This window comes from Thermohalobaculum sediminis, from assembly GCF_023487995.1.
GTDB lineage: Bacteria > Pseudomonadota > Alphaproteobacteria > Rhodobacterales > Rhodobacteraceae > Thermohalobaculum > Thermohalobaculum sediminis.
The window spans coordinates 16,147-40,774 of record NZ_JAMFKN010000006.1 but is presented as its reverse complement, the minus strand read 5'-3'; the positions used below and the strand labels follow the sequence as shown (position 1 = coordinate 40,774).

General features: G+C 68.3%; 24 protein-coding genes. 15 read left to right on the top strand and 9 right to left on the bottom strand.

The features are described from left to right. Positions 1-41: 41 nt before the first annotated feature. Positions 42-1,034: an MDR family oxidoreductase gene (locus M1105_RS13100; RefSeq protein ID WP_249580825.1), complete on the bottom strand. Its 993-nt coding sequence runs from the start codon at positions 1,032-1,034 to the stop codon at positions 42-44. Between M1105_RS13100 and M1105_RS13095 the strand changes: the two genes are divergently transcribed. The 4 genes from M1105_RS13095 (at position 988) to M1105_RS13080 (ending at position 4,449) form a co-directional block, all read left to right on the top strand. Further along, the gene (locus M1105_RS13095; RefSeq protein WP_249580824.1) at positions 988-1,893 is read left to right on the top strand and encodes a FadR/GntR family transcriptional regulator; all 906 of its coding nucleotides are present in this window, start codon (positions 988-990) and stop codon (positions 1,891-1,893) included. The two genes, M1105_RS13100 and M1105_RS13095, sit on opposite strands and share 47 nt — an antisense overlap. Next, positions 1,890-2,660: a DUF2182 domain-containing protein gene (locus M1105_RS13090; protein WP_249580823.1), complete on the top strand. Its 771-nt coding sequence runs from the start codon at positions 1,890-1,892 to the stop codon at positions 2,658-2,660. The genes M1105_RS13095 and M1105_RS13090 overlap by 4 nt, the downstream gene beginning before the upstream one ends. 33 nt (positions 2,661-2,693) lie before the next feature. Next, positions 2,694-3,326: a DUF1326 domain-containing protein gene (locus M1105_RS13085; RefSeq protein ID WP_249580822.1), complete on the top strand. Its 633-nt coding sequence runs from the start codon at positions 2,694-2,696 to the stop codon at positions 3,324-3,326. Positions 3,327-3,450: 124 nt separating this feature from the next. Then, positions 3,451-4,449 (top strand): ribose-phosphate pyrophosphokinase, encoded by a 999-nt coding sequence (locus M1105_RS13080; RefSeq protein ID WP_249580821.1) that lies wholly within the window; start codon positions 3,451-3,453, stop codon positions 4,447-4,449. An 18-nt stretch (positions 4,450-4,467) separates the two neighbouring features. On the opposite strand, the gene M1105_RS13075 is transcribed toward M1105_RS13080, so the two are convergent. After that, positions 4,468-5,310, bottom strand: coding sequence for an EAL domain-containing protein (locus M1105_RS13075; RefSeq protein WP_249580820.1), 843 nt, complete (start codon positions 5,308-5,310; stop codon positions 4,468-4,470). Between the two features lie 399 nt (positions 5,311-5,709). On the opposite strand from M1105_RS13075, the gene rpmE reads away from it, so the two are divergent. Both rpmE and M1105_RS13065 read left to right on the top strand, forming a co-directional pair. Next, the gene (rpmE, locus tag M1105_RS13070) at positions 5,710-5,931 is read left to right on the top strand and encodes a 50S ribosomal protein L31 (RefSeq protein ID WP_249580819.1); all 222 of its coding nucleotides are present in this window, start codon (positions 5,710-5,712) and stop codon (positions 5,929-5,931) included. 117 nt (positions 5,932-6,048) lie between these two features. Next, entirely contained in the window at positions 6,049-6,867 is an 819-nt protein-coding gene (locus M1105_RS13065) for a division plane positioning ATPase MipZ (protein WP_249580818.1), read from the top strand. Positions 6,868-7,104: 237 nt separating this feature from the next. Here the strand turns inward: M1105_RS13065 and M1105_RS13060 are convergent, their stop codons facing one another. After that, positions 7,105-8,445 (bottom strand): D-alanyl-D-alanine carboxypeptidase family protein, encoded by a 1,341-nt coding sequence (locus tag M1105_RS13060; RefSeq protein WP_249581026.1) that lies wholly within the window; start codon positions 8,443-8,445, stop codon positions 7,105-7,107. A 307-nt stretch (positions 8,446-8,752) separates the two neighbouring features. On the opposite strand from M1105_RS13060, the gene M1105_RS13055 reads away from it, so the two are divergent. The 7 genes from M1105_RS13055 (at position 8,753) to M1105_RS13025 (ending at position 16,064) form a co-directional block, all read left to right on the top strand. After that, positions 8,753-9,184 (top strand): phasin family protein, encoded by a 432-nt coding sequence (locus M1105_RS13055; RefSeq protein WP_249580817.1) that lies wholly within the window; start codon positions 8,753-8,755, stop codon positions 9,182-9,184. 152 nt (positions 9,185-9,336) lie between these two features. Further along, on the top strand, positions 9,337-9,735 hold the full coding sequence (gene clpS / locus M1105_RS13050) for an ATP-dependent Clp protease adapter ClpS (protein ID WP_249580816.1): 399 nt from the start codon (positions 9,337-9,339) through the stop codon (positions 9,733-9,735). 147 nt (positions 9,736-9,882) lie between these two features. Next, entirely contained in the window at positions 9,883-12,219 is a 2,337-nt protein-coding gene (clpA, locus tag M1105_RS13045; protein WP_249580815.1) for an ATP-dependent Clp protease ATP-binding subunit ClpA, read from the top strand. Positions 12,220-12,348: 129 nt separating this feature from the next. After that, a complete protein-coding gene (locus M1105_RS13040) occupies positions 12,349-13,581 on the top strand; it encodes an NAD(P)/FAD-dependent oxidoreductase (RefSeq protein WP_249580814.1) in 1,233 nt (410 codons plus the stop codon). A gap of 294 nt (positions 13,582-13,875) precedes the next feature. Next, complete coding sequence (locus M1105_RS13035) at positions 13,876-14,562, top strand: Crp/Fnr family transcriptional regulator (protein WP_249580813.1); 687 nt, start codon at positions 13,876-13,878, stop codon at positions 14,560-14,562. 269 nt (positions 14,563-14,831) lie between these two features. Next, positions 14,832-15,152 (top strand): hypothetical protein, encoded by a 321-nt coding sequence (locus tag M1105_RS13030; RefSeq protein WP_249580812.1) that lies wholly within the window; start codon positions 14,832-14,834, stop codon positions 15,150-15,152. 252 nt (positions 15,153-15,404) lie between these two features. Beyond that, complete coding sequence (locus M1105_RS13025) at positions 15,405-16,064, top strand: CVNH domain-containing protein (RefSeq protein ID WP_249580811.1); 660 nt, start codon at positions 15,405-15,407, stop codon at positions 16,062-16,064. A gap of 34 nt (positions 16,065-16,098) precedes the next feature. Here the strand turns inward: M1105_RS13025 and M1105_RS13020 are convergent, their stop codons facing one another. The 3 genes from M1105_RS13020 to M1105_RS13010 are packed head-to-tail and all read right to left on the bottom strand — an operon-like array spanning position 16,099 to position 18,566. Then, on the bottom strand, positions 16,099-16,644 hold the full coding sequence (locus M1105_RS13020) for a polysaccharide biosynthesis/export family protein (protein WP_249580810.1): 546 nt from the start codon (positions 16,642-16,644) through the stop codon (positions 16,099-16,101). A 17-nt stretch (positions 16,645-16,661) separates the two neighbouring features. Continuing rightward, positions 16,662-17,870: an outer membrane beta-barrel protein gene (locus tag M1105_RS13015; protein WP_264759628.1), complete on the bottom strand. Its 1,209-nt coding sequence runs from the start codon at positions 17,868-17,870 to the stop codon at positions 16,662-16,664. 33 nt (positions 17,871-17,903) lie between these two features. Next, positions 17,904-18,566 carry a hypothetical protein gene (locus M1105_RS13010; protein WP_249580808.1) on the bottom strand — a complete coding sequence of 221 codons (663 nt, stop codon included), beginning with the start codon at positions 18,564-18,566 and terminating at the stop codon, positions 17,904-17,906. 233 nt (positions 18,567-18,799) lie between these two features. On the opposite strand from M1105_RS13010, the gene M1105_RS13005 reads away from it, so the two are divergent. Continuing rightward, complete coding sequence (locus M1105_RS13005) at positions 18,800-19,636, top strand: hypothetical protein (protein WP_249580807.1); 837 nt, start codon at positions 18,800-18,802, stop codon at positions 19,634-19,636. A gap of 5 nt (positions 19,637-19,641) precedes the next feature. After that, positions 19,642-21,093, top strand: a complete 1,452-nt coding sequence (locus tag M1105_RS13000; RefSeq protein ID WP_249580806.1) for an O-antigen ligase family protein — start codon at positions 19,642-19,644, stop codon at positions 21,091-21,093. On the opposite strand, the gene M1105_RS12995 is transcribed toward M1105_RS13000, so the two are convergent. The 3 genes from M1105_RS12995 to M1105_RS12985 form a co-directional block, all read right to left on the bottom strand. Further along, entirely contained in the window at positions 21,081-23,330 is a 2,250-nt protein-coding gene (locus M1105_RS12995) for a GumC family protein (RefSeq protein WP_249580805.1), read from the bottom strand. The two genes, M1105_RS13000 and M1105_RS12995, sit on opposite strands and share 13 nt — an antisense overlap. Positions 23,331-23,345: 15 nt before the next feature. After that, positions 23,346-23,540, bottom strand: coding sequence for a hypothetical protein (locus M1105_RS12990; RefSeq protein WP_249580804.1), 195 nt, complete (start codon positions 23,538-23,540; stop codon positions 23,346-23,348). Positions 23,541-23,803: 263 nt separating this feature from the next. Next, positions 23,804-24,442, bottom strand: a complete 639-nt coding sequence (locus M1105_RS12985) for a hypothetical protein (protein ID WP_249580803.1) — start codon at positions 24,440-24,442, stop codon at positions 23,804-23,806. Positions 24,443-24,628 lie beyond the last annotated feature (186 nt).

Below are 24,628 nucleotides of genomic sequence, written 5' to 3'. Positions count from 1 at the left end.
ACCAGCGTCGGATATCGCAGGGTCAGCAGGCGGTCAAGCGGTCAGGCCCGCACGTCGACGACGACCCGCCCCTGCACCTGCCCCTTGAGAATCGCCCGCCCCAGATCGGGCAGATCCGCAAGTGTCGCCGGACGGATCATGCTGTCGAGCAGGTCCATCGGCAGGTCCGATGCGATGCGCGCCCAGGCACTGGCCCGATCGGCCTGCGGACGCATCACCGAGTCGATCCCCAGGAGGTTCACGCCGCGCAGCAGGAAGGGGATGACGGTGGCCGGGAGCGCCGCGCCCCCGGCGAGGCCCACGGCCGCGACCGAGGCGCCATATTTCATCTGCGTCAAAACCTTCGCGAGCATCTTGCCGCCCACGGCATCGACGCACCCAGCCCAGGTCTCGCTCTCCAGCGGCCGGCCCGAGGGCTCGGCCAGATCCTCGCGGGGCACGATGGTGGTGGCGCCAAGGCTGCGGAGATAGTCGGCCGTTTCGGGCCGGCCCGTGACGGCCGCGACCTCATGGCCCAGATGGGCGAGGATCGCGGTCGCCACCGACCCAACGCCGCCCGCGGCGCCGGTGACCAGCACGGGCCCCTGCCCCGGCTTCAGCCCATGCGCCTCTAGCTCCATGATCGCGAGCATCGCGGTGAAGCCCGCCGTGCCAACTGCCATCGCGCGCCGCGCATCGAGCCCGGCGGGCATCGGCGTGAGCCATTCGGATCTCACGCGCGCCTTCTCGGCATAGCCGCCCCACCAGGCCTCGCCCACGCGCCAGCCGGTCAGCAGGACCTTGTCGCCAGGCCGGAAGGCGGGGCTGTCGGAGGTCTCGACCGTGCCTGCGAAGTCGATCCCGGGGACATGGGGGTATTTCCGCACCAGCCCGCCGCCGCCGGTCAAGCAGAGCCCATCCTTGTAGTTGAGGGTCGAATACTCGACCGCGACGGTCACATCGGCCTGCGGCAGGCGGTCATCGGAGATCGTTTCGATGGTCTGACTAATGGTGCCGTCCTCGGCCTTGTCGACGATCAGGGCGCGAAAGCTCATGGCGGGCTCCTTTCGGGTCCGGGCCGGCGGGTACGGCGCCGGCGAGTCGGATTTCAAATTGTCAAACATTCGGAAGTTTGGCAAGCTCCACTCCCGGACGAAACGGCGGAACGAAGTGCGGATGTCGGACGAACGCGGCAAGGGAATGGGCGCCGGCGAGGCGATCGCGGCGCAAATTCGCGCCTTGATTCTCGAGGGGCGGATCGGCGTGGACGAGCGCCTGCCAGGCGAGCAGGATCTTGCCGCGCGCTTCGGCGTCTCGCGGCCGACGGTGCGCGAGGCGCTGAAGACGCTGGCGGCACAGAACCTGATCCGCACGCGGCGAGGCTCCTCGGGCGGCAGCTTCGTAAATCGCTACGGCATCGAGGAGGCGCAGGACCAGCTCGTCTCGACCGCGATCATGCTCATGGGACTCAATCGCATTGCGCCTGAGGCAGTGACCGAGGCGCGGCTCACGTTCCTGTCGGCGATCGCGCCGCTGGCCTGCGCGCGACGCACGGCCCAGCAGGTTGCCGCGATGCGCGCCGAGATCGACGTGCAGCGCAACCCCGCGACGACGGACGAGGAATTCTGCGCGTCCGACGTGCGCTTCCACCGCACTCTCGCGAACGCCGCCGGCAACCCGCTGATCGCCTTCCAGATGGCGGCGGTGATCGAGGCGATGCAGCCGCTCCTCAACATGCTGACCTGGCGCGGGCGCGACCGCGCCGAGATTGCGGCTCGGCATGCCAGAATCGTCTCGACGCTGGAGCGGCGCGACGCCACGGCGCTGATCAACGAGCTCGCGCAATTGTCTGACTATACGGGCCGCCTGGTCGCCGAAGCGCAGGCCATTGCTGGCCGGAGCCGGGTGTCGTGAGCGTGCTCCGCCTTTCCGAGCGGCCACGGCTGATGGCCGGCCTCGGCGTCGGGCTTGCGGCGGCGGCGGGGTGGCTTGCGCTGGTGGCGCTGGGGCATGGCGTCGAGACGGTCTTCCTCGCAGAGGTCGCGGAGCTCTGCCTCGCGCGGGGCGCGCCCGCGCCGGGCGCCTATCCGGCGGTTGCGGCGATGTGGCTGCTGATGAGCGTCGCCATGATGCTGCCGACCGCGGCGCCGGCGATCGATCTCTACGCGCGGCTGTCGCGACGGATCGAGCACGGGCGGGCACTGTGCCTTGCTGCCTTCGCAGGCGGTTATGTCGCGGCCTGGGGCGGCTTCGGACTGGTCGCCGCGGCGGCGCAGCTCGCGCTTGCGGGCGCAATGGACGCGACGGCGGACGCCGGGCTGACCGGCGCTGCGGCGGGCACCGTCCTGCTGCTGGCCGGGGGCTACCAGCTCACGCCGCTCAAGGCCGCATGCCTCACGCTGTGCCGCAACCCCCTCGCCTTCTTCATGGCGTCCTGGCGCGACGGCCCCGCCGGCGCACTGACGATGGGATTGCGGCACGGGCTGATCTGCATCGGCTGCTGCTGGGCGCTCATGGCGCTGATGTTGGTCGCTGGCGCCATGAACCTGACCTGGATGGCGGCCCTGGGCGCGCTGATGCTGGCCGAAAAGACGCTGCCGGGCGCCGACCGGGCGGGGCGGCTCGCCGGGGCGGCGCTGGCGGTGGCGGGGCTTGCGCTGGTTCTCGAATCAATTGTCTGACAAACGGCCTGGGAACGGGCGAAGGGAGGCATCATGCTGGACGCGGCGAAAACGGCGATCGAGCCCTGGTCGATCAAGGGCGAACTGATCCTCAACTGCAATTGCACGGTGTTCTGCCCCTGCGTCGTGAGCCTTGGCGCGCATCCGCCGACCCAGGGGACCTGCAAGGCGTGGCTTGGCGTCCGGATCGACGAGGGGAAATGGGGTGCGACCGACCTCTCGGGCCTCAACGTCGCGATGATGCTGGACATTCCAGGCTCGATGAGCGAGGGCGACTGGAAGGCGGCGGGCTATTTCGACGACCGCGCAGATGACGCGCAGTTCGCCGCGCTCGAACTGATCTTCTCGGGCCGCGCGCGAGGGACGACCGGTCTGTTCCGGCTGCTGGTGAGCGAGTATCTCGGCTCGATCCGCGAGGAGATCCGCTTCACGACCGAAGGGAACGTCCGCCACCTGACGGTCGGGCGCCGCATCCAGGGTGCCATCGCGCCGGTCGAGGGGGCCGATCCGGGGCAGGACCTGAAGGTCACCAACACCAAATACTGGATGGGGCCGGACGTGACCATCGCGCAGGCGCTGAAGGGCAAGGTACGCGACTTCGGGCGGGTCTGGAACCTCGACGGCAAGTCGGCCGAGATCTGCCAGATCGACTGGACAGGGCCGTGACGCCCGGCGCTCTTGCCGCCGTACGTGACAATGCGATGAAACGCGCTTTGCAGCGCGGGCCCGATTGTCCTATGAAGCGCGCGTCGTTTGGGGGCTGGATTTCATGAAATCGGACGAGCGCAGGATGAAGATCATCGCTGGGAACGCGAACCGGCCGCTGGCCGAGGCCATCGCGCGGCGCATCTCGGTCTATCGCGGCGACCGCATCGGGCTGGCGAACGCGCGGGTCGAGCGGTTCAACGACAAGGAAATCTTCGTCGAGATCTACGACAACGTGCGCGGCGAGGATGTCTTCATCATCCAGTCGACCTCGAACCCCGCGAACGACAACCTGATGGAACTGCTGATCATGACTGACGCGCTGCGGCGGGCCTCGGCGCGGCGGATCACGGCGGTGACGCCCTATTTCGGCTATGCCCGGCAGGACCGCAAGAGCGCGGCGCGCACCCCAATCACCGCCAAGCTGGTCGCGAACCTGATGACCGAGGCGGGCGTCGACCGGGTGCTGACGATGGACCTGCACGCGGGACAGATCCAGGGATTCTTCGACATCCCCACCGACAACCTCTATGCCGCGCCCGTGTTCGCGCTCGACATCAAGCATCATCTGGCGGGGCGTGAGAACCTCACCGTGGTCTCGCCCGACGTGGGCGGCGTGGTTCGCGCGCGCGATCTTGCCAAGCGCATCGGCGCGACGCTTGCCATCGTGGACAAGCGCCGCTCGCGCCCCGGAGAGGTCGAAAGCATGACGGTGATTGGCGAGGTTTCGGGCCGGACCTGCGTGATCGTCGACGACATCTGCGACACCGCCGGCACCCTGGTCAAGGCGGCCGAACTGCTGAAGGAGGAGGGGGCGGAAGAGGTTCACGCCTATATCAGCCACGGCGTGCTATCGGGCCCCGCCATCGAACGCGTCACTTCGTCGGCGATGGAGACGCTGGTGATCACCGATTCGATCGAGCCCATCGAGGCCGTGAAGAAGGCGCGCAACATCCGCGTCGTCTCGATCGCGCCGCTGTTCGCCCAGGCGATTCTCAACGTCGGGAACGACACGTCGGTCTCGTCGCTGTTCGACGAAACGACGCTCGCGCCGATCTACGAGGCCTTCTACCGCTTCGACTGACGGCGCTCGGCGCGGGCGCTACGCCCTGAGGCCCGATGCCGGCCCGGCGAGAAGGTCCGGCGCAGCGGCGAGCCAGCGCGTCGCGTCCTCGCCAGGCATCGGGCGCGCAATTGCATAGCCCTGCACCGCGTCGCATCCGAGCGCGGCAAGTCGGGCGATGTCGGCCGCGCTCTCGGCGCCTTCGGCGATGGTGCCAAGGCCAAGTTCCGTGGCCATGGCGGCGACGGCACGGATCACCGTCTCGCTGCGGCCGTCGGTGCCGAGGTGCCGCGCCAGCGCCCGGTCGAGCTTGAGCGCCCTGAGGTCGAGGCGCAGCAGGTTCGCGAAGGCCGCGTGGCCCGATCCGAAGTCGTCGAGTTCGACCACCACGCCCGCGCGCGCCATCGCGCGGACGTTACGAATCGCGACGTCGTTATCGTCCTCGATCAGCACGGATTCGACGATCTCGACGGCAATGTCGGCGGGCACCAGGTCCCGTTCATCGAGATGGAGCTGCAGCCGGTCGAGCCAGCGCGGGTCGCGCAGCGCGGCCGCGGAGACGTTGACGGAGACCCGCGGCACCTCGATACCCTGGCCCCGCCAGGCGCGGAGCCGGTCGAGCGCCCCGCGAAGGACCGCATCGTCGATCCTTTCGATCAGGCCCATCGCCGCGGCCGGGCCGAGGAAGGCGGCCGGCGGCAGGAGTTCGCCCGTCGGCAGACGCCAGCGGGCCAGCGCCTCGAACCCGAGCAGCGCGCCGCCGCGCAGCGTCACCTGTGGCTGGAAGACCGGAATGATCGCGCCGTCGTCGATCGCGGCGAGAAGCGCGGCCCGGCTTGGACGCGGCGGGTGCGGCGGCGCCTCGCGATGCAATGCGTCCACGCAGGGCGACAAGCGGGGCACGGGCTGGGCGGGGGATCTCGGCGGCGCGGACGCACCGGGGCAGCGTGTCGCGATGAAGGATGGGGCGCGCGCAGCGGCCGGGGGGTGATCGGTCGTCGGGCTCATTCCACACTTCGTCTCACGCGTTCTGCACGATCCGGTCCCTAGCACGACGCGGGTTAAGGTTCCCCTGCCCGATGGTTACCAGTTCCTTCCCCCAGAGAGCGTCCTTCCCCAGTCGGCGCCGGCCCGGCGTTTCGGGACTTGCCGCACCGGGGGCCTTCCTCTATACACCGCGCGACACCGGCCGGTGCGCAGCGGCGGGGCGATGCTTCGTTTGCGCTGGGCCGTTTTCGACAAACGGGCCCCGGCGCCCGACCGTGCCCGAGGAGCGAGTTGATGAAGGCCGACATCCATCCCGAATACCACGTCATCAACGTGGCGCTGACCGACGGCTCGGTCGTGCAGATGCGCACCACTTGGGGCAAGGCGGGGGACACCATGACCCTCGACATCGACCCGAGCGTGCACCCCGCCTGGACAGGCGGCTCGCAGCGCCTGATGGACACCGGCGGCCGCGTTTCGCGGTTCAAGAAGAAGTTCGAGGGCTTCGGCTTCTGAGCATCGCCCGGCACGGCCCGATCGGGCTGCCTGGCTGGCGGGTAAGGCGCGCCCCTCCTCGGCGGGGCGCGTTTTCGTCTGTTGCGGCGAGGAGTGCGTGATGGAGGTCGGGGCGGCATGACCGGGCGAGCCCATGTCATCGTTCTGGGCAACGAGAAGGGCGGCGCCGGCAAGTCGACGACCGCGATGCACCTGTTCGTGGCGCTTGCGCGCGCGGGGCACAGGGTGGGCGCGCTCGATCTCGACCTGCGCCAGCAGAGCTTCTTTCGCTACCTCCAGAACCGCGAGGCGCTGGGCCGGCGCGTCGGCAAGCCGCTGCTGATGCCCGAGCGCCTCGAGGTCGGCGCCAGCCGCGCCGCGCTCCGCGAGGACGCCGCCGACGAGGAGCGCGCGGCGCTGGCGGCGGCGATCGGGCGGCTGTCCGAGACCTGCCGCTTCATCGTCGTCGATACCCCCGGCGCGGTCACCACGCTGAGCGAGGCGGCCCACGCGGCGGCGGACACGCTGGTCACGCCGATCAACGACAGCCTCGTGGATTTCGACCTGCTTGGCCGGGTCGATCCGGTCAGCGGCAGGGTGACCGGGCCGTCGATCTATGCCGAGATGGTGTGGTCCGCGCGCCAGCGCCGCGCCGCGGCGGGCCGCCCGCCGATGGACTGGGTGGTGCTGCGCAACCGCATCTCGATGCTTGAATCGCGCAACAAGCGCAAGGTCGGCAAGGTGATGGAGGAACTGTCGCAGCGGATCGGCTTCCGCATCGCGCCGGGCTTCTCGGAGCGCGTCATCTTCCGCGAGCTGTTCCTCAACGGGCTCACGCTGCTCGACCTCAAGCAGGGCGGAGCGATCAGCATCACGATGAGCCATATCGCGGCGCGGCAGGAAGTGCGCGACATGGTGAAGGCGCTGGAACTGCCCGACGTCGCGGCGCTGGTCTGAGAGCGCGGCCCGTCGGAGCGGCCCTCGCGGGCGACCCGCTCGGGTGGCATGCGGCGGGCAACCTTCCGCCTGACAGCACGATCCCCTCGACGCGGCGCCCGGCCTGTGCAGGCGCGGCCCGCGAAGGCGGCTTGCGCGCGATGTCATGGGCCGCCAGGAAAACGCCCCCGCCGAGACGACGGGGGCAAGGTTCGACAGGGAGACCGGATAAGGCGCGCGCACCGGCGCGCCCATTGCTCAGTCCTGCGGGCTGATCGCCGAGCAGGCAGTCCCGTGCGCGCGCAAGGTCGAGCAGGTCGACTCGGCCGCGCGCGGATCGAGGCCGGTCACCTCGACCCTGTAGAGCTTGCCGCGCGCGCCGTTCACCTCCTCGATCCGAGGAGCGGCGCCGTCGAGCCCGGCGATGTCGGCCAGCGACACGGAGGTCGCGATGGCCACCGCCTCGGCCTGATCGCGATACTCGCCCAGCGTCACCGACCAGTCGGGGCGCGCCACGGGCATCGGCTTGGGCTCGACCAGAGCGATGCGCGTGCCGCCACTGCCCGGCTTGATGCGGGGCAGGGCCGCGCGCACCGGAGCATGGCGGGTGCCGCGACCGCCCGCGGTGACGACTGGCGCACTTGGCCGCGTCGCAGCAACCGCCTCGCTCGAGAACGCCTCCGATAGCGCGGCTAGGCCCGTCGGTGCCAGCTCGGGCTTCGGCTCGGGGATCGGGGCCTCGGCCACGCGGGTCTGCACCGCGGCAGCCTGCGGGCGGACGATGGCGACGCGGGTCGGCGCCTTGCGGAAGCCGAGGTCGAGCAGCTCGGCCACCTTGTCGTTCCGGGCGCGCGAGCTGCGCCCGCCGAGCACGACGGCGATGACCCGCTCGCTGCCGCGCGCCGCGACGGCCACGAGATTGTAGCCCGCCGCGCGGGTGTAGCCGGTCTTCATCCCCTCGGCGCCGCGGTAGCTGCCCAGCAGCCGGTTCGTGGTCCAGATCCGCTTGCCCGCGGCGATGTCGCTGCGCTTGCTGAAGACGTTGTAGTACGCGGGAAAATCGAAATAGAGGTGCCGCGCGAGGATCGCCATGTCGCGCGCGGTCGTCACATGCCCCTTCTCGGTGAGGCCATGCGGGTTGCGGAAGGTCGTGTTCCGCATGCCCAGCGCGCGCGCCTTGTCGGTCATGAGCTTGGCGAAGCCCGCCTCGGACCCGCCGATCGCCTCGGCCAGCACCATCGCGGCATCGTTCGCCGACTTGATCGCGGCGGCGCGGATCAGGCTGCGGATGGTCACCCGCGAGCCTTCCTTGAGGTAGAGCTTCGACGGCGGCTGCCGCGCCGCGTTGCGCGAGACGCGCACCGACTGATCGAGACCAAGCTGCCCGCTCTCGACCGCCTCGAAGGCGAGATAGAGCGTCATCATCTTTGTGAGCGATGCCGGGTGTTGCACCCGGTCGGCATTGTCGGCGTGAAGGACACTGCCGTCGCGCATGTCCATCACGATCGCCGCATAGGGCGCCGCCTTCGCAGGAACCGATACCACGGCCACCACGGTGCACAACGCCACAAGTATGATTCCCCGCCCGAGGAGTCTCATTGCCACCCCCGCCTCACTGAACTCTGCCTCGGCGCGGCTCTGACTGACCGCTTCCATCGCCTGCTTTTGAAAAGCAGCCTAACAGACTGTCGGCAGATTGAGAATCCCCTTTTGTCTCATTTTGGCTAACAGGATCTTAACGTCTGTCCGGCGAGCCCGGCGCGGCGGGGCGTCGCAGGAATTTGTGCAACGCACCATCATTCTTGACGCGGCGCAGCATTTCTCCTACATCTTCGGTCAAGTCGGACCGCACCGGCATCGCAAAGTTCAAGCCCGCGCGCTGCGCGGCATCGCAAGGAGACGCGAGATGACCAAGACCGCCACGAAGAAGGTCGAAGACTTCGCCACCGAGGCGCAGAAGACCATCGAGCAGAACGTCGAGAAGGTCGCGAAGGGCGTCGAGGACGCCGCCGCCTTCGGCCAGGAGAATGTCGAGGCGCTGGTGACCTCGTCGAAGATCGCCGCCAAGGCGATCGAGACGGTGAACGCCGAGATGCTCGCCTACTCGAAGAAGGCCTACGAGGACAGCCTCGCCGCCGCCAAGGACATGACCGCCTGCAAGTCGATCAGCGAACTGGTCGAGAAGCAGACCGCCTTCGGCAAGAGCGCGATCGAGGGCTTCGTCGCCCAGGCGACCAAGGTGAACGAGATCCTGACCGCTGCCTCGAAGGACGCGGCCGAGCCGGTCAATGCCCGCTTCAACGCCGCCGTCGGCGCGTTCAAGGGCCTCGGCGCCTGAGCCTCGCGCACGAGACGCGACACCGATCAAAGGGGGGCCTCGGCCCCCCTTTCCTATTCCGGCGTGGCGAATATATGCTGGCGGGCAGGACCGGGCCCCGCGCCTTCGCACGCGCAGGCCCCGACCGAGACGCCGCCCGGAAGACTGACGCCATGACGCCGACCGCCGACCGCCTTGACGCGATCCCGACGCGCCCGCCGCATGGCGGCGCTGTGGCCATCCGTGCGAGCGCGGGCGACGACAACGGCGGCGGGCGAGGCAAGGCCGGGCTCGCGGTCAAGGCCAAGCCCAAGACCAAGCGGCCCTCGCTCTACAAGGTCCTCATGCTCAACGACGACTACACGCCGATGGAGTTCGTCGTCTACGTCCTGCAGCGCTTCTTCAACATGGACCATGGCCGCGCCGTGGACATCATGCTCACCGTGCACAACAAGGGTGTCGCGGTCGTTGGCGTCTATCCGTTCGAGATCGCCGAGACCAAGGTCACGCAGGTCATGGACTGCGCCAGATCGAACCAGCATCCGTTGCAATGCACGATGGAGAAAGAGTGATCGCGCATTATTCGCGGCACACGCGAAGTTGCGCTTGATCGCGGGCCTGAGAGGCCCAAGATAATCGATATGCGCATGCCTGACGGGTGAGCCGCGATGCGCGCGGACCCTGCGGGTATGCCGGTGGCCGGCCCATAGGAGAGTTCGATGCCCTCACTGACCGCAACGCTCGAAGACGCGATCCATCGCGCGATCGGGCTCGCGAATGCCCGGCGGCACGAGCTCGCGACGCTCGAGCACCTGCTGCTGGCGCTGATCGACGAGCCCGACGCGGCGCGCGTCATGCGCGCCTGCTCGGTCGATCTGGGCGAGTTGCGCGCGACGCTGACGCGTTTCGTGGACACCGAACTGGAAACGCTGGTGTTCGATGGCGAAGGCGCCGAGGCGACGCCCTCGACAGGCTTCCAGCGGGTGATCCAGCGCGCGGCGATCCATGTCCAGTCCTCGGGCCGCTCGGAGGTCACGGGCGCGAACGTTCTGGTCGCGATCTTCAACGAGCGCGAGAGCCATGCCGCGTTCTTCCTGCAGGAACAGGACATGACCCGCTATGACGCGGTCAATTTCCTCAGCCACGGTGTCGCCAAGGACCCCGCCTTCGGCGAGAGCCGCGCCGTGCGGGGCGCCGAGGAGCCCGAGGCCGAGCAGCAGAACACGCGCGCCAGCAGCCGCGACGAGAAGGCCGAGGAAACCTCGCTGGGCAAATTCTGCGTGGATCTCAACGCCAAGGCGCGCCAAGGCCGGGTCGACCCGCTGATCGGGCGCGAGCTGGAAGTAGAGCGCTGCATCCAGGTGCTGTGCCGCCGGCGCAAGAACAATCCGTTGCTGGTGGGCGACCCCGGCGTCGGCAAGACCGCGATCGCCGAGGGGCTCGCGCGCAAGATCATTCTCGGCGAGGTGCCCGAGGTGCTGGAGGGCGCCACGATCTACTCGCTCGACATGGGCGCGCTGCTTGCCGGCACGCGCTACCGCGGCGATTTCGAGGAGAGGCTGAAGTCGGTCATCAAGGAGTTGGAGGAACACCCCGACGCGATCCTGTTCATCGACGAGATCCACACGGTGATCGGCGCGGGTGCGACCACGGGCGGGGCGATGGACGCCTCGAACCTGCTGAAGCCCGCGCTCCAGTCGGGCACGCTGCGCTGCATGGGTTCGACCACCTACAACGAATTCCGCCAGCACTTCGAGAAGGACCGTGCGCTGAGCCGGCGCTTCCAGAAGATCGACGTGAACGAGCCCACGATCGACGACACGGTCAAGATCCTGAAGGGCTTGAAGCCCTTCTTCGAGGAGCATCACGACGTGAAGTACACCGCCGACGCGATCAAGTCGGCGGTCGATCTCTCGGCGCGCTACATCAACGACCGCAAGCTTCCCGACAAGGCAATCGACGTGATCGACGAGGCGGGCGCGGCCCAGCACCTGCTGCCGGTGGCCAAGCGCCGCAAGACGATCACGCCGAAGGAGATCGAGGCGGTGGTCTCGAAGATCGCGCGCATCCCGCCCAAGACCGTCTCGAAGAGCGACGCCGAGACGCTGCGCGACCTCGAGGGCTCGCTCAAGCGCGTGGTGTTCGGGCAGGAGACGGCGATCGACGCGCTCGCCTCGGCCATCAAGCTCGCCCGCGCGGGCCTGCGCGAGCCCGAGAAGCCGATCGGCTGCTACCTGTTCGCTGGCCCCACCGGCGTCGGCAAGACCGAGGTGGCGAAGCAGCTTGCCTCGATTCTGGGCGTCGAGATGCTGCGCTTCGACATGTCGGAATACATGGAGAAGCATTCGGTGAGCCGCCTGATCGGCGCGCCGCCGGGTTATGTCGGCTTCGACCAGGGCGGGCTCCTGACCGATGGCGTGGACCAGCACCCGCACTGCGTGCTGCTGCTCGACGAGATCGAGAAGGCGCATCCGGACGTGTTCAACATCCTCCTGCAGGTGATGGACCACGGGAAGCTGACCGATCACAACGGCAAGCAGGTGAACTTCCGCAACGTGATCCTGATCATGACCTCGAACGCGGGCGCGCAGGAGCAGGCCAAGGCCGCCATCGGCTTCGGCCGCGAGCGGCGCGAGGGCGAGGACCAGGCCGCCATCGAGCGGATGTTCAGCCCCGAGTTCCGCAACCGGCTGGATGCAGTGATCTCGTTTGGCGCGTTGCCGCGCGAGGTGATCCTCCAGGTGGTCGAGAAATTCGTCCTCCAGCTCGAAGCCCAGCTCATGGATCGCGGCGTCTCGATCGACCTGACCCGCCCCGCCGCCGAATGGCTGGCCGAAAAGGGCTACGACATGACCATGGGCGCCCGCCCTCTGGGCCGCGTGATCCAGGAACATATCAAGAAGCCGCTGGCCGAGGAGCTGCTGTTCGGCCGGCTCGCCAAGGGCGGCGTCGTGCGAATCGGGGTGAAGGATGGCAAGATCGACCTGCAAATCCTGCCGCCCGACAAGCCGCGGCTGACGGGCGGGAAAGCCACGCCGCTGCTGACCGCGGGCTGACGCGCCCGGACCCCACGATCGGAGGGCCGCGCCCTGCAGGGGGCGCGGCCCTTGGCCTTCCGGATCTTGGGGATTGCATTCCGCTGCCGGATCTGGCATCTGGTATACCAAGAACAACGGGAGGAGAGCATGGGCCGCAGAGTCGTCGTCATCGGCGCCGGTCAGGCGGGTCATTCGCTGGCCGCGAAGCTTCGCGACCTGGGACATTCGGGGCCCATCACCCTGATCGGGGACGAGGCCGAGATCCCTTACCAGCGCCCGCCGCTGTCGAAGAAATACCTCCTCGGCGAGATGACGGTCGAGCGGCTGCATCTCAAGCCCCGCCGCTTCTATGCCGAGCGCAACATCACGCTGGTCACCGGCGAACGGGTCGAGGCGATCGACCGCGCGTCGCGCGAGGTGGTCACCGCCGGTCGGCGCCTCGGCTATGACGTCGTGGCGCTGACGACGGGCGCGGTGCCCCGCCGCCTGCCGGCCGCCATCGGCGGTGACCTCGCCGGGGTCTACACCGTGCGCACGCTGGCCGATGTCGACGCGATGCGGCCCGAATTCGCCGAGGGGCGTCGCGTGCTGATCGTGGGCGGTGGTTATATCGGGCTCGAGGCCGCGGCGGTCGCGGCGCAGAAGGGCCTTGCCGTCACGCTGATCGAGGCCGCGCCGCGCATTCTCGGACGCGTCGCGGCGCCCGAGACCGCCGAGTTCTTCCGCCGCCTGCACCGCTCGAACGGCGTCGACATGCGCGAAGGCACGGGGCTCGAGCGGCTCGAAGGCGAGGACGGGCGCGTCGCCCGCGCGGTTCTGGCCGGGGGCGAGTCGCTGGCTGTCGATTTCGTCGTGGTCGGCGTCGGGGTCGATCCCGCCACCGCGCTGGCCGAGCGCACCGGGCTGCGGATCGAGAACGGCATCGCGGCCGACCAGATGTGCCGCACGTCCGATCCGGCGATCTTCGCGGCCGGGGACTGTGCCTCGTTCCCGTGGCGCGGCGGACGGGTGCGGCTCGAGTCCGTGCAGAACGCCATCGACATGGCCGAACACGCCGCGAACGCGATCCACGGTGCGACCGCGCCCTATCGCCCGGTCCCATGGTTCTGGTCGGACCAGTACGCGGCACGGCTTCAGATCGCTGGGCTCAATCTGGGCTACACCCGCACGGTCCGGCGCCCCGGCACGCGCGCGGGCGCCGAATCGGTCTGGTATTTCGAGGGCGATCGCTTCCTCGCGGTGGACGCGATGAACGATCCCAAGGCCTACATGCAGGGAAAGCGCTGGCTCGAGATGGGCCACTCTCCCAGTCCTGCGGCCATTGCCGACAGCGCGCTCGACCTCAAGACGCTGGCCGAGGCCACCCAGGGCGGACGGTAAAACGGGCGGCCCCGGAGAAAGCCGCCCGCTGCACCGATTTACGCAAGGTACCTACGGAACGCACGCCGACCAACTCGGTCCCCCCGGACCGCCCCCGCCCCGCACGCCCTGTGCTCGGCGGGGAGGCGCCGACACACCCGCTGTCGCATGGCTCCGCGCCGTCGGGCTGTGAGAAGTTTCACATTGCGGCCGGGCAACCGGCAGAATTTGATCTAATTCATTGCGAACACCGCCCAAGCTGGGCCATCAGACGGAATCGATGGAATGTGAACATGGATTCACAGGGGACCGCGGATGCCGGGCGCTGACGACGACTTTCCGAAGGACAGCACGCTCGACCGATGCGGAGCCGCCGGCCGCGCTGCCCTCTCCGCGGCATGGGTCGAGGCGCGGTATTCCGCCGGGGCGATGATCGTCAGCGCCGACGACACTGATGACGACGTGTTCTTCATCCTCTCGGGTCGGGCGCGCGCCGCAACCTACACGAACCAGGGCAAGGAGGTGATGCTCTCGGATCTGACGCCGGGCGAATCCTTCGGGATCTTCGCCGCGATCGACGGCCAGCCCCGCTCCACCAATGTCGTCGCGATCGAGGAATCCCGGCTCGCGCGCATGTCGGCGCAGCGCTTCAACGATGTGCTCTACACGAACAGCGACGTCACTCGGGCCTTCCTGCATTACCTCATCAACCGGATCCGCAGCCTTTCGGAACGCGTCACCGACGTGACGACGCTGAATGCCGAGCAGCGGCTGATCTCCGAGCTTCTGCGGATCTCGGTCCCCGACCCGACACGACCGGGCACGGCACTGGCCGATCCCCTGCCCACGCAGCAGGAGCTTGCGACCGTCATCTTCTCGCAGCGCGAGTCGGTGGGGCGGGACATGTCGAAGCTCAAGGACCTCGGCCTGATCGAGCGCAAAGGGCGCAGCCTTCGCATCCTCGACGTTGCCCGCCTGCGCGACCGGCTGGGCACCGACTGAGCACGGCCCCGGCGTGCTGCGACCGACGGCCCGCGCACCACGCGCGGCTTAACCTTTCCTCAACCCTCCTTGCGTATTCATGACCGCCTGACCGGCCCCATGGCGGAGCCGCGTCCGGCTGGCGAGCGGAACGGCGCGTCAGCAACGGACATGCTTCCTTCCTCTCCAGCACTCACCGCGGCGGGCCGTCCAGCCGCGCCGCTGAAGCTTGAACCATGACGCCCGGCCCCGGCCATGCCGCCCGGGTGGCCACGCGCGAGGAGGCAAGGATGCCCGGGACACTGAAGATCTGGTGGCACGACGGCGCCACTAAGGATGTCCGCTACAATGAACTGCCCGTTGCGAATGAACCCGAACTCGGCTTCACCAGCCTGGTGGTGGGGCCGGTCGCGGTCTCGTCGCCGGCTGCGCCTGCCGAGGCGACCGTCGCGATCGTCGAATCGGACGTGAACTTCCGCTACACGGTGGTCGCGCCCGGCAGTTCTGTCGCGGCCGATCCGCTGAGCAGCAAGCCGATGGCCGCCACCGGATTCGCGACCGACGCGATCGGCGTGCAGCCCGGCTACCGGATTTCCGTCATCGAGGCCTGAGACGCCGCGGCGCCATCCGCGCCCTCCGGCCGCGCCAGCCCGGCGCGGCCGGCAACGATCTGCCCGGCACGTCGCCGCAGTCCCCCTCGTTTCCGCGTGAAACGGCGAAGCTGCCCAGGCCTCGGCTTTTCCTCGCGAAGCGGCAATGATCTGCTAGACTTCGCGTTAGGCGTTGCGTCCGTCTGCCGGGTGCGGCCTGTCCCGCACCGGCATATCGCCGGCCCGCCCGACGACGCAACCGAGACGCAACCCATGCCCGAGACACATCTTCCACGCCTCCTCGCCGCCGCCTTCCTGAGCGTGGCGCTTGGGACGCAGGGCTGCTCGGTCGTGCCCGAGATCCTGCCCGAGGATGATGGGCTCCCGCGCGGCAGCTATCGCGATTCGTGCCGCGACGCCCGCATGCCCGACGCGCGCAGGCTGGTTGCCGAATGCCGCAACGATGCAGGCGAATATTTCCGGACAACGCTGACCCTGCCCTGCTTCGGCCGCATCGAGAACCGCGACGGATGGCTGGTCTGCGACGACGATGGCGGGCGGCTGACGGTGCCGGAAGGCCCCTACCGCACGCAGTGCCGTGGAGAGCGCGTGACCGACAACGACAGCCTTCTGGTGGCCGAGTGCCGCGACAAGCGCAATCGATGGGTCGAGACCTCCCTCGCGCTGCCATGCCTCGACGTCATCACGGTCGAGGATGGACGCCTCGCCTGCGGCTTCTCGGGCCCCGCCCCGAGGCTCGACGTACCGGGCGGCAGCTATCGCGAGCGCTGCACGGCTTCGCGGATCGTGCAGGACGACATCCTCGTCGCCAACTGCGCCGACGATGCGGGCCGCGTGTTCGAGACGCGTCTGCGCCTGCCCTGCGACGGCGACGTGGCAAGCGTTTCGGGGGAACTGATCTGCCGCCCCTGACACAGCCGCGCCAAAGGCCTCGCGCCCGCCCGGCTCAGAAGATGCGCTCGGTCACGCGAATGATGTCGCCGGGCCGGACCACCGTGTCGGGCGGCATCCTGACCTCTTCCTTGCCGTCGCGCTTGACGCGGATGTCCTTGCTGTCGGCGCGATAGGTGAAGCCGCCAGCAAGTGCGGCCGCGTTCAGGATGGTCATTCCCTCGCGATAGGGATAGCTGCCCGGCGTCTTGACCTCGCCGAGGATGTAGAACGGGCGATAGTTCAGCACCTCGACACTGACCTGGGGGCTCTTGAGGTAGCCTTCGCCATAGAGGCGCGCGATCTCGGCCTCGAGCTGCCGAGCCGTCAGCCCGTCGCCCCGGACGGTGCCGATCAGGGGCATCGAGAAGACGCCGGAGCCGTCGATCTCGAACTCCCCCGACAGGTCGGGTTCGTTAAAGATGTTGATCCTGAGCCGGTCGCCCCGGCCAAGCTGGTAGCCCGTGGCCTGGGCGAAGGCATCAACTGCCGCGAACATCATTACCATCGCGGCCATCAATGTGCCAAGGATTGCGCGTGTGAACGCGCGGCCGTCACGCATGTTCCCGCCTCCGGTTGTCAGTAGAAGAACCGCACCGACAGCAGAACAGTGTGATCGTCATAATCGAGGTTCGCCACGTTCGAGTCACGATGCTCGTACTCGTACTCGAAGTTCAGCGCTGCGAAGCGCGCGACATCCCACTCGGCGCCGATGCGCCCGAAGAAGATGTCGTCGTTCCGCGTGATGCCCTCGAAGTCACGATCGAAATAGCCGGCGCCGGCATAGACGCCGAGCGTGCGCAGCAATTCATGCTCGACACCGACCGAGCCGCCGAAATCGACCCGCGCCGACGCATTGTCTACGGTGGTCTCTTCGACATTGCGCTCGACGGTGGCAAACAGCGAGGTCCGCTGCGTGATGTCCCAGCGCAAGCGCCCGCTCGTCGAAAAGCCCGAGAAGTTCTCGAGCGTTGGGTCGTCATAGTCGCGGTTCTCGTAGCCGAGCCCGACCGAGGCCTCGATCAGCCGGGTGAGATCGACGTTCATGCCGCCCAGAACGCGAAAGCCCGACGAGTCGCGGTCGAGGCCGTTGTCGTCCACGGCCGCGTCGTAATCGATCTCCTTGAACTCGCCGCGCACGAATGCCTCGTAGCCGGTGCGGACGGAATAGCCGACCTCGAGGCCACCGCCATACTCGACGCGGTCGCGGTCATTCTGGTTGCTGATGGTGCCGTTGTTGAGCGGGACGCTCTGGTAATCCAGGTCAACGCCGAAGACGAAGGGCTCGAAACGGAAGCGCCCGAAGTTCAGGTCGCCCGCAAGGTTTGCGTCGAACTCGTCGAACTTGACCGGCTCGCGGGCCGCGGTCGGGACGTCATCGCCGCCGCGCCCCTCGTGGTCACGGCTGTAGCCGCCGCGCACCACGATGCGGTGATCGCGCGTCACGTCAATCACGCCATCCAGACGGGCGCCGTAGTCGATGTAATTGTCGTCGCTGTCGTTCGTATAGAAGCCGAAGGCGCCGTAGGTCGTGACACGAAGCGCGTGACGGCTGAAGTCGGATTCGATCACCATCGCGGGCGCGATCTCGGTGATGAAGGTGTCCTGTTCGTTCGAATCCACGTGGAGGTAGTTCGACTCGTAGGACTCGCTCACGCGCACTTCCGGCTTGAACACGAAGCTGCCGGCGCGCACGCCGACGCGCCGATCCCGGTCGTCTCGATCCTGGGAAAACGCTGTACCGGGAAGAATGCACAGGGTGAGGAACAGGGCTGCGTATCGCTTCATCTCTTCACATGATCGCTGGCTGACGCGTTCTACTCAGTTCGGACTCGCGCTATTCTGTTCTTCGCTCGGAAGCTCGAACCTGATCGGAGTTGGTAGATCGTCACCCGCATCGACCACATCGTCAATCGGTCTTTTCGAAAAGTCGGAGAAAGTGTCGTCCGGATCGTCGGTCGCCATGGCCAGTTCGACCGCCAGCTTCGGGTCGAATTCCAGCAGAAGCTCCTGCAGCGCCGCATGGATGCGGATCGCCATCATGCGCACGAAGTCCTTGTCCCGGCCCGATGCCTCGACGGCGTCGATCGCGGCCGCGCCGATCACACCGACCATCTCGCGCCGGTCGGGCGCACCGATCGCGCGATAGGCCGCGGCGGCGACCACGTCGGCTTCCTCGGGGGAGGCCTCGGCGGCAGCGAAAACCAGCGTCCTGAGCATCTCGGGCCGGGTCGAGGGGTCTACGGCCAGCCCGACCAAATCCGGCGCCGACGCCACGCCCATTTCGCCCGCGCGCCGGATGATCGTGCCGGCGAAGCCGGGGCTCTGCACGACGAGGCCCGCGACCCCGCGCGCATCCTGCGCGTCCAGCAGCGATGCCGCGATGCCGCTTGGCAGGGTCTGATCGATGGCCCCCGGCGAATCCCGCGGCGCACCCAGCCACGGCAGGCTTGCAGCAACGACGAGGACGACGAAGCGATTCATGGTGTCTCTCCGATACGCAGCCGACTTCACGGCGAAAACTCCGTCGCTTACTCTACCCCAAGGCGAAGCTCCATGCGAAGCTACAATCGCGAGTCGCGGGAATCTTTGCCATACCTGTGTCCTGATTCCGCGAACAATGGGCAAGGTGGGTCGAGGATTTGAGCGCACTGGACGGGAAGTGAGGAAAACTGTCTCGTAATGGTGCATTGTTGTTGTGAGTGAAGGAGATCGGTGTGCGTAAGCTTGTCGTCCTTATCCCCGTGCTGATCGCTGCCGGCCTTTCGGCATGGTGGTTCAGCTTCGACAGCGACGAGGCGCGGGCGCGGTTGGAGGCCGAGGCCGCCCGCAAGGCCTCGACCGCGGCGCTCGGCCAGATGCTCGACGGCCACCCGGCCTTCGAATTCCGTGACGTCGTGGTAGGGACCTCGCCGAGCACGGGGCGGCGCGACTTCCGTGCCCTTGTCGAGCGCAATGGTGCCCTGCGGCCGGCCTATGGCGAGGCCGAGTATGCCTGCCCGGATGTCTCGGCCAATCCCGGATGCTGGCGCCTCGCGCGCCTCGACGTCGATGGCGTCGCCATTCCGATGGGGCTCGCGGGCGCGCGCATGCCGGCGCCCGCCGCTCCGGCCACGGATGCAACCGGGTCCGACGCGCCGGCGCCGCCGGAGGGGTCCGCATCGACCGAGCCCGAGATTCCCTCGCCGCAACCTCGGCCGGTGCTCGAGGAGGTTGCCTCGGCCACGCAGGCCGAGCCCGCGCCATCGGCGACCGACGCGGCCAACCCGGGCGCGCTCGCCGCGGCGCCGGCAGCGGCACAGGGCGAGGCCGAACCGGACGCCGCGACTGGCGCACGCAGCCGGACGCACCGCGTCGTCGTCTCGCTCGCGAATGCCCGCGCGGGCCCGGGCACCGAGAACGCGATCCGCTTCACCCTGGCGCAGGACGTGGACCTGCACATGCTCGAGCGCGACGGGCGCTGGGGGCACTTCCTGGTCCTGTCCGGCGATGCCGAGGGCAAGACGGCCTGGATGGCCTTCTCGACCATCGCCGAGGCACCGGCGGAGAACTGAGCGCGATGTCCACGCCCCCGCTCCCCGCCGAGGCCCATGCCCGACCCGCGCACATGGCGCGCCGCGTCGCGATCCTTCAGGGCTTGGTGTTCTGGCTCACTTTCGCTGCCGTCTGCGCGTCGGCGGTCTTTCTCGGCGGCAACCGCCCGGCCGTCTGGGTGGCGCTTTCGCTTGCCGTCATCGCATTGTATGTCGTGCAGATCGTCTGCGATCTGGCCGCACCGCCGGACGCGACGGACCGCAGCTTCCTCGTCTCGCTGGCGGTGCTATGGGCGCTCGTCATCGCCTGGGCCCTTGTTCAGGGCCTGCCGGCCGCGGTGGCCGGCTGGAGCCACCCGGCATGGAGCGCCGCCGGGGTGGCGCCGGGGCGGATCACGCCCGATCCCGCAGCCACCGCGCAGGCGGCGCTGAGGATGATCGCCTATGGCGGTATCTTCTGGATCGCCTACCGGGCCGGCACGGATCGCCGGCGCGCACGCGCCTTCGTGTCGATGGTCGCGCTGTGGGTGCTGGTCACGGCGCTCTATGGCTTGATCGCGCTCGGGGCCGGCGTGAACCCGATCACCGGCCCGTCAGCCTATCCAGGCACGGTGACCTCGAGCTTTGTCAACCGCAACGCCTATGCGCTCTATGCGGGCTTCGGGCTGCTCGCGGCGATGGCAGGGGTCGGCCTGATCGTCCGTCGCGAGCTGAGCCAGCTTCCGCCGATGATGGAAGCGGCGCCGCTCCGCGCCATCGAGGTGGTGATCACCCGCGGATGGGTGCTGGCGCTCGCCGCGATCGTCCTTGCCGCTGCGATCCTGCTCACGGAATCGCGCGGCGGCACCGTGGCCAGCGGCGTCGGACTATGCCTGTTGATCGCGCTCCTCGCCTACCGGCGCGGCGCGACGACGCGGGTGCTCACCTGGTCGATCGCGCTGCCCGCCATGCTGCTGGTGGCCGGCCTCTGGGTCTCGGCGCAGGTCACGGCGCAGGAGGCACAGGGGCTGACCGGACGGCTCGCCTTCGAGGACCCCTCGCGCGACGCGCGCTGGTCCGTCTATGCTGCCGTGCTCGGCGCGATCGCGGCGCGCCCGCTGATCGGCCACGGCTTCGGGGCCTTCCAGGACGGCTTCCGCCCCTTCGCCACGGCCGAGCTTGGCAAGACCGAGTGGGACTTCGCCCACAACACCTACCTGCAGACCGCCTTCGAGCTTGGCCTGCCTGCCGCCGCGCTGATGTTCCTCGCGCTTGGCCTAATCGGGCTGCGGTTGATGCGGGGGGTCGCGACCCGCTCGCGGGGGCGCGCGCTTCCGGCGCTCGCACTTTCGGCGCTGGTCGCGGCGGGGTTGCACGGGCTGGTCGACTTCAGCCCCGAGATGCCCGCCACGGCCGCGCTGCTGGCGATGACCCTCGGCGTCGGGGCGGCGCAGAGCAACCGCCCCCGCAGGCCGCCGCGCCCGGATCAGTTCACGTAGTAGTCGTCATTGCCGTAATAGGCGAAGGCCGACTGCATCGATGACGCGTGACGCGAGGCGCGGTCGCGGTTGACGAAGGTCAGCACCGCCCCCGCCACCCGGATCCCAAGGCTGCGCAACTGCCGGATGCCCTGCGCGGCGGCCTCGCGCCGGGTTGAATCCCAGGCGATGACGTAGACCGATAGGTCCGCATACTTGCCGACCACGCAGGCATCCGACACCAGCAACACGGGCGGCACGTCGAGCACGACGAAGTCGAACCGGCTGCGCAGCTCCTCGATCAGCCTGGCGAAACGCTGCGACGACAGGATGTCGGCGGCCTGCGGCGAGCGCTGCATCACCGGAACGACATGGACCTGGTTCTCCGCGTCGTAGATGATCGCCTCTTCCAGCGTCGTCCGGTCCTGCAGCACCGAGATCAGATCGGCGTCGCGGTGCTCGAGCCCGAAGGCCGCCTGCATCATCGGCCGGCGGATGTCGCAGTCCACTATGACCGAGGATTTGCGCATCTGTGCGCTGGCACGCGCCAGCAGCATCGAGGTGATCGACTTGCCCTCGCCGGACAGCGACGAGGTGACCATCACGACCTTCGGCGGCGCGTCCACATTGGCGAGGAACAGCGCCGTGCGCAGGTTGCGGATGCTTTCCGACAGGGCCGAGTTGGGCTTCTTCAGCGCGTAGTTCAGGATCTGCCGATGGCGGTAACGCCGGCCAAGGCTGGGGATGTAGGCGAGCACCGAGGCACCCGTTGCGGCCTCGATCTCCTCGGGCAGGCGGAAGGTGCGATTGAGCATCTCCACGAGGAAGATCAGCGCCAGCCCGCCCATCAGGCCGCCCACGCCCGCGATCGCGACGATCAGCTTAGTCTTCGGCGAGGATGGGATCGCCGGCGGCTCGGCGCTCGCGATGATCCGCGCATCGGGCTGCAGCAGGCCGTCCTGCTCCGAGGTCTCGCGGAAGCGGTTGAGGAAGTTCTCGTAGATCAACCGGTCGGCGGCAGCCTCGCGTTCGAGCTGGCGCAACTCGACGGAACTGCGCGCCAGATTGACCGAACGGCCCTCGAGCGCCTCGAGGCTTTCGACGAGCGCCGCCTCGCGCGCCTCGGCAACGGCCACGTCGTTGCGCAGCCCCTCGACGATCTTGCGGACCTCCGAGATGATGGCCGAGGAGACGTCGCCGATCTCGGCCTGGAGATTGATCATCGTCGGGTGGCGCTCGCCATAGCGGTTCGAGAGCTCGGCCCGCCGGCGCTGCAGCTCGGCACGCTGCTGGCGCAAGGTAAGGATCAGCGGCGAGGATAGCACATTGGCTGCGGCGTCGATCCCGCCTTCCTGGATGCGGCGGTCGACCTGGGCATAGCGCGCTCGCGCTTCGGCCACGCCTGCGCGGGCCGAGATGAGCTGCGAGTTGAGCTCGGCCAGCTGCTGCGAGGTGACGTCGACGCCGTGCTCATCGCCCGCCTGGGTCGCCTTGAAGGCCTCGATCGCGGCCTCGGACGCCTCGACGCGCTCGCGCAACTCGTTCACCCGCTCGTTCAGCCAGGATGTGGCGCGCTGGGTCGCCTCGAACTTCGCCTCGAGCTGGTCGACCAAATACTGGTCGGCAATGGTGTTCGCGATCAGCGCGGCCTTCCTGGGGTCCTCGGAGGAGACGTCGATCAGGATCACGACCGAGACGCCCCGCTGGCGGACATCGACCGCCGATCCGAGCGAGCGCACCACGGACAGCCGCTCGCGCTCGGCCTTGTCGGCGAGGCTCACGGGCGCCTCGACGTTCTCGAGGCCTAGCGCGAGGCGCAGCTTCTCGGGCAGCGAGTCCTTCAGCCCGTCGATCCACGCCCCGATGAAGGGCTGCGGGCGCAGCGCCGAGTTGAACTCGGGGTCCCGGTCGAGGCGCAACTTCTCGACCACCCGGCTCATGAGCTGAGCCGAGTTGATCACCGCGATCTCGCCGTCGACGAACTTCGAATCGACCGGGATGCCTGTGACCACGCTCTCGATGTCGACGACATTCGTCTTGCGCGTGTTGAGCATGACCTCGGCCGTCGCGGTGTAGAGACGCGGCACCTTCTGCAGGATGACGGTCGCGATGCCGATGCAGAACAGAATCGGGATCACGAGCATCCACTTGCGCACCCACAGCAGCCGAACCGCGCTGCGCAGGTCGAAGAACTCGTGGGCTTCGTCTCCGCCCGGGTGCTGGGCGGCGGCGGGCGGAAACTCGTGTCGCGTGGTCATCGCATTCCCCTCGTATCAACGCACCCGAAGGCGAACGCGTTCGTCCACGCCAAACACCTGGTGACAGTTCAGATCCCGCCAGACGCTCGCCAGGTCCTGAAGGTCCTGCGTCGCCCACTGGTCCGAGATGATCCCCTCGATCCGCTCCGAGACGACCTTGCAGTAATGCGCGATCGCGCGCGCCGCTTCCTCGGCGTCCGCCTGAGTCACCTCGGGCGCCTTCTCCGCCGCCGAAGACTGAGACGCGGCAAGCATCGCCGCCGCAAGCACGCAACCGGCTAGGCATTTTCCAATCGACTTCATTACTCCACCCCCTGAACTCTCACCCAAACCGCATTGCCGCCACCCGCCGGTCGTCCCATACGCTCTCCTGCGCGCAGAGCACGCCCTGCCCCGGCCGTCAGTCTACGCTCCGGCAAAGATCGCAAGCTCTTGCGGATCATGAACCTTCCGTTCGATGCCGAAAGCCGCTCTCATCTCCTCAGCTCCTTCGGATAGTCGACCTCGTAAATCAGGCGCCAGACCGTCCAAAGGCGCGGATTGCGCTGCATCTCGTCGATGAAGGCGGCGCGATGCACGACGCGCGCCATCCTGGCCTCCTCGACGATGCGCCCGCGCTCGCCGGGGTCCGCTTCGGGCCACCATTTCAGGGCGAGCAGCAGCCGCATGAATGACAGGTTGCCCGAATGCGGCGCCCATTCCCAGGACGCCGCCAGCGCCGCTTTCGCAGCCGCGTCGTTGCCCGCCGCAAACTCTGCCCAGGCGAGCGTCAGCCACGCATAGGCGTTCGCCGGACCGAAGGACAGGCTGCGGTGCGCCGCGTCGGCGGCGCCCAGTGCCAGTTTCACGCGCGCCTCGCCGGTCGTGGCGAGCGCCGCGGCCGTCAGCCTCCGCGCCGTGTCGAGATGCTCGCGTTTCGGATCGATCCACCGCGGTTGCCCCCCTCGCGATGCGTCGCGCGATCCGTCGCCGGCGAGATGCATCGCCGGGGACGCATCGGGGGGAATGCGCTCTCCGGCGCCAACGCCAACGGCGTCGACACACAGCAACACCCCCAACGCCAGACAGAGGCTGGGCGCCTGAAAACACAGAACGAACAGACGTGGCTCCACCGAATTACCCGTTTTAGGCGAAACAACCATGCCAGCACCACGATAACGAGCGTCAACGAATTTCGCCAAAAGGGCAAGGGTTTCTCGCGGAATACTGAGGATTCAGGTGACACGGGCCCTGCCGCGATGCAGCACAACGCCAGGGCAGGCTCCGGCCGCGCAAGCCGCGGCGCGCGGCGGCCTATG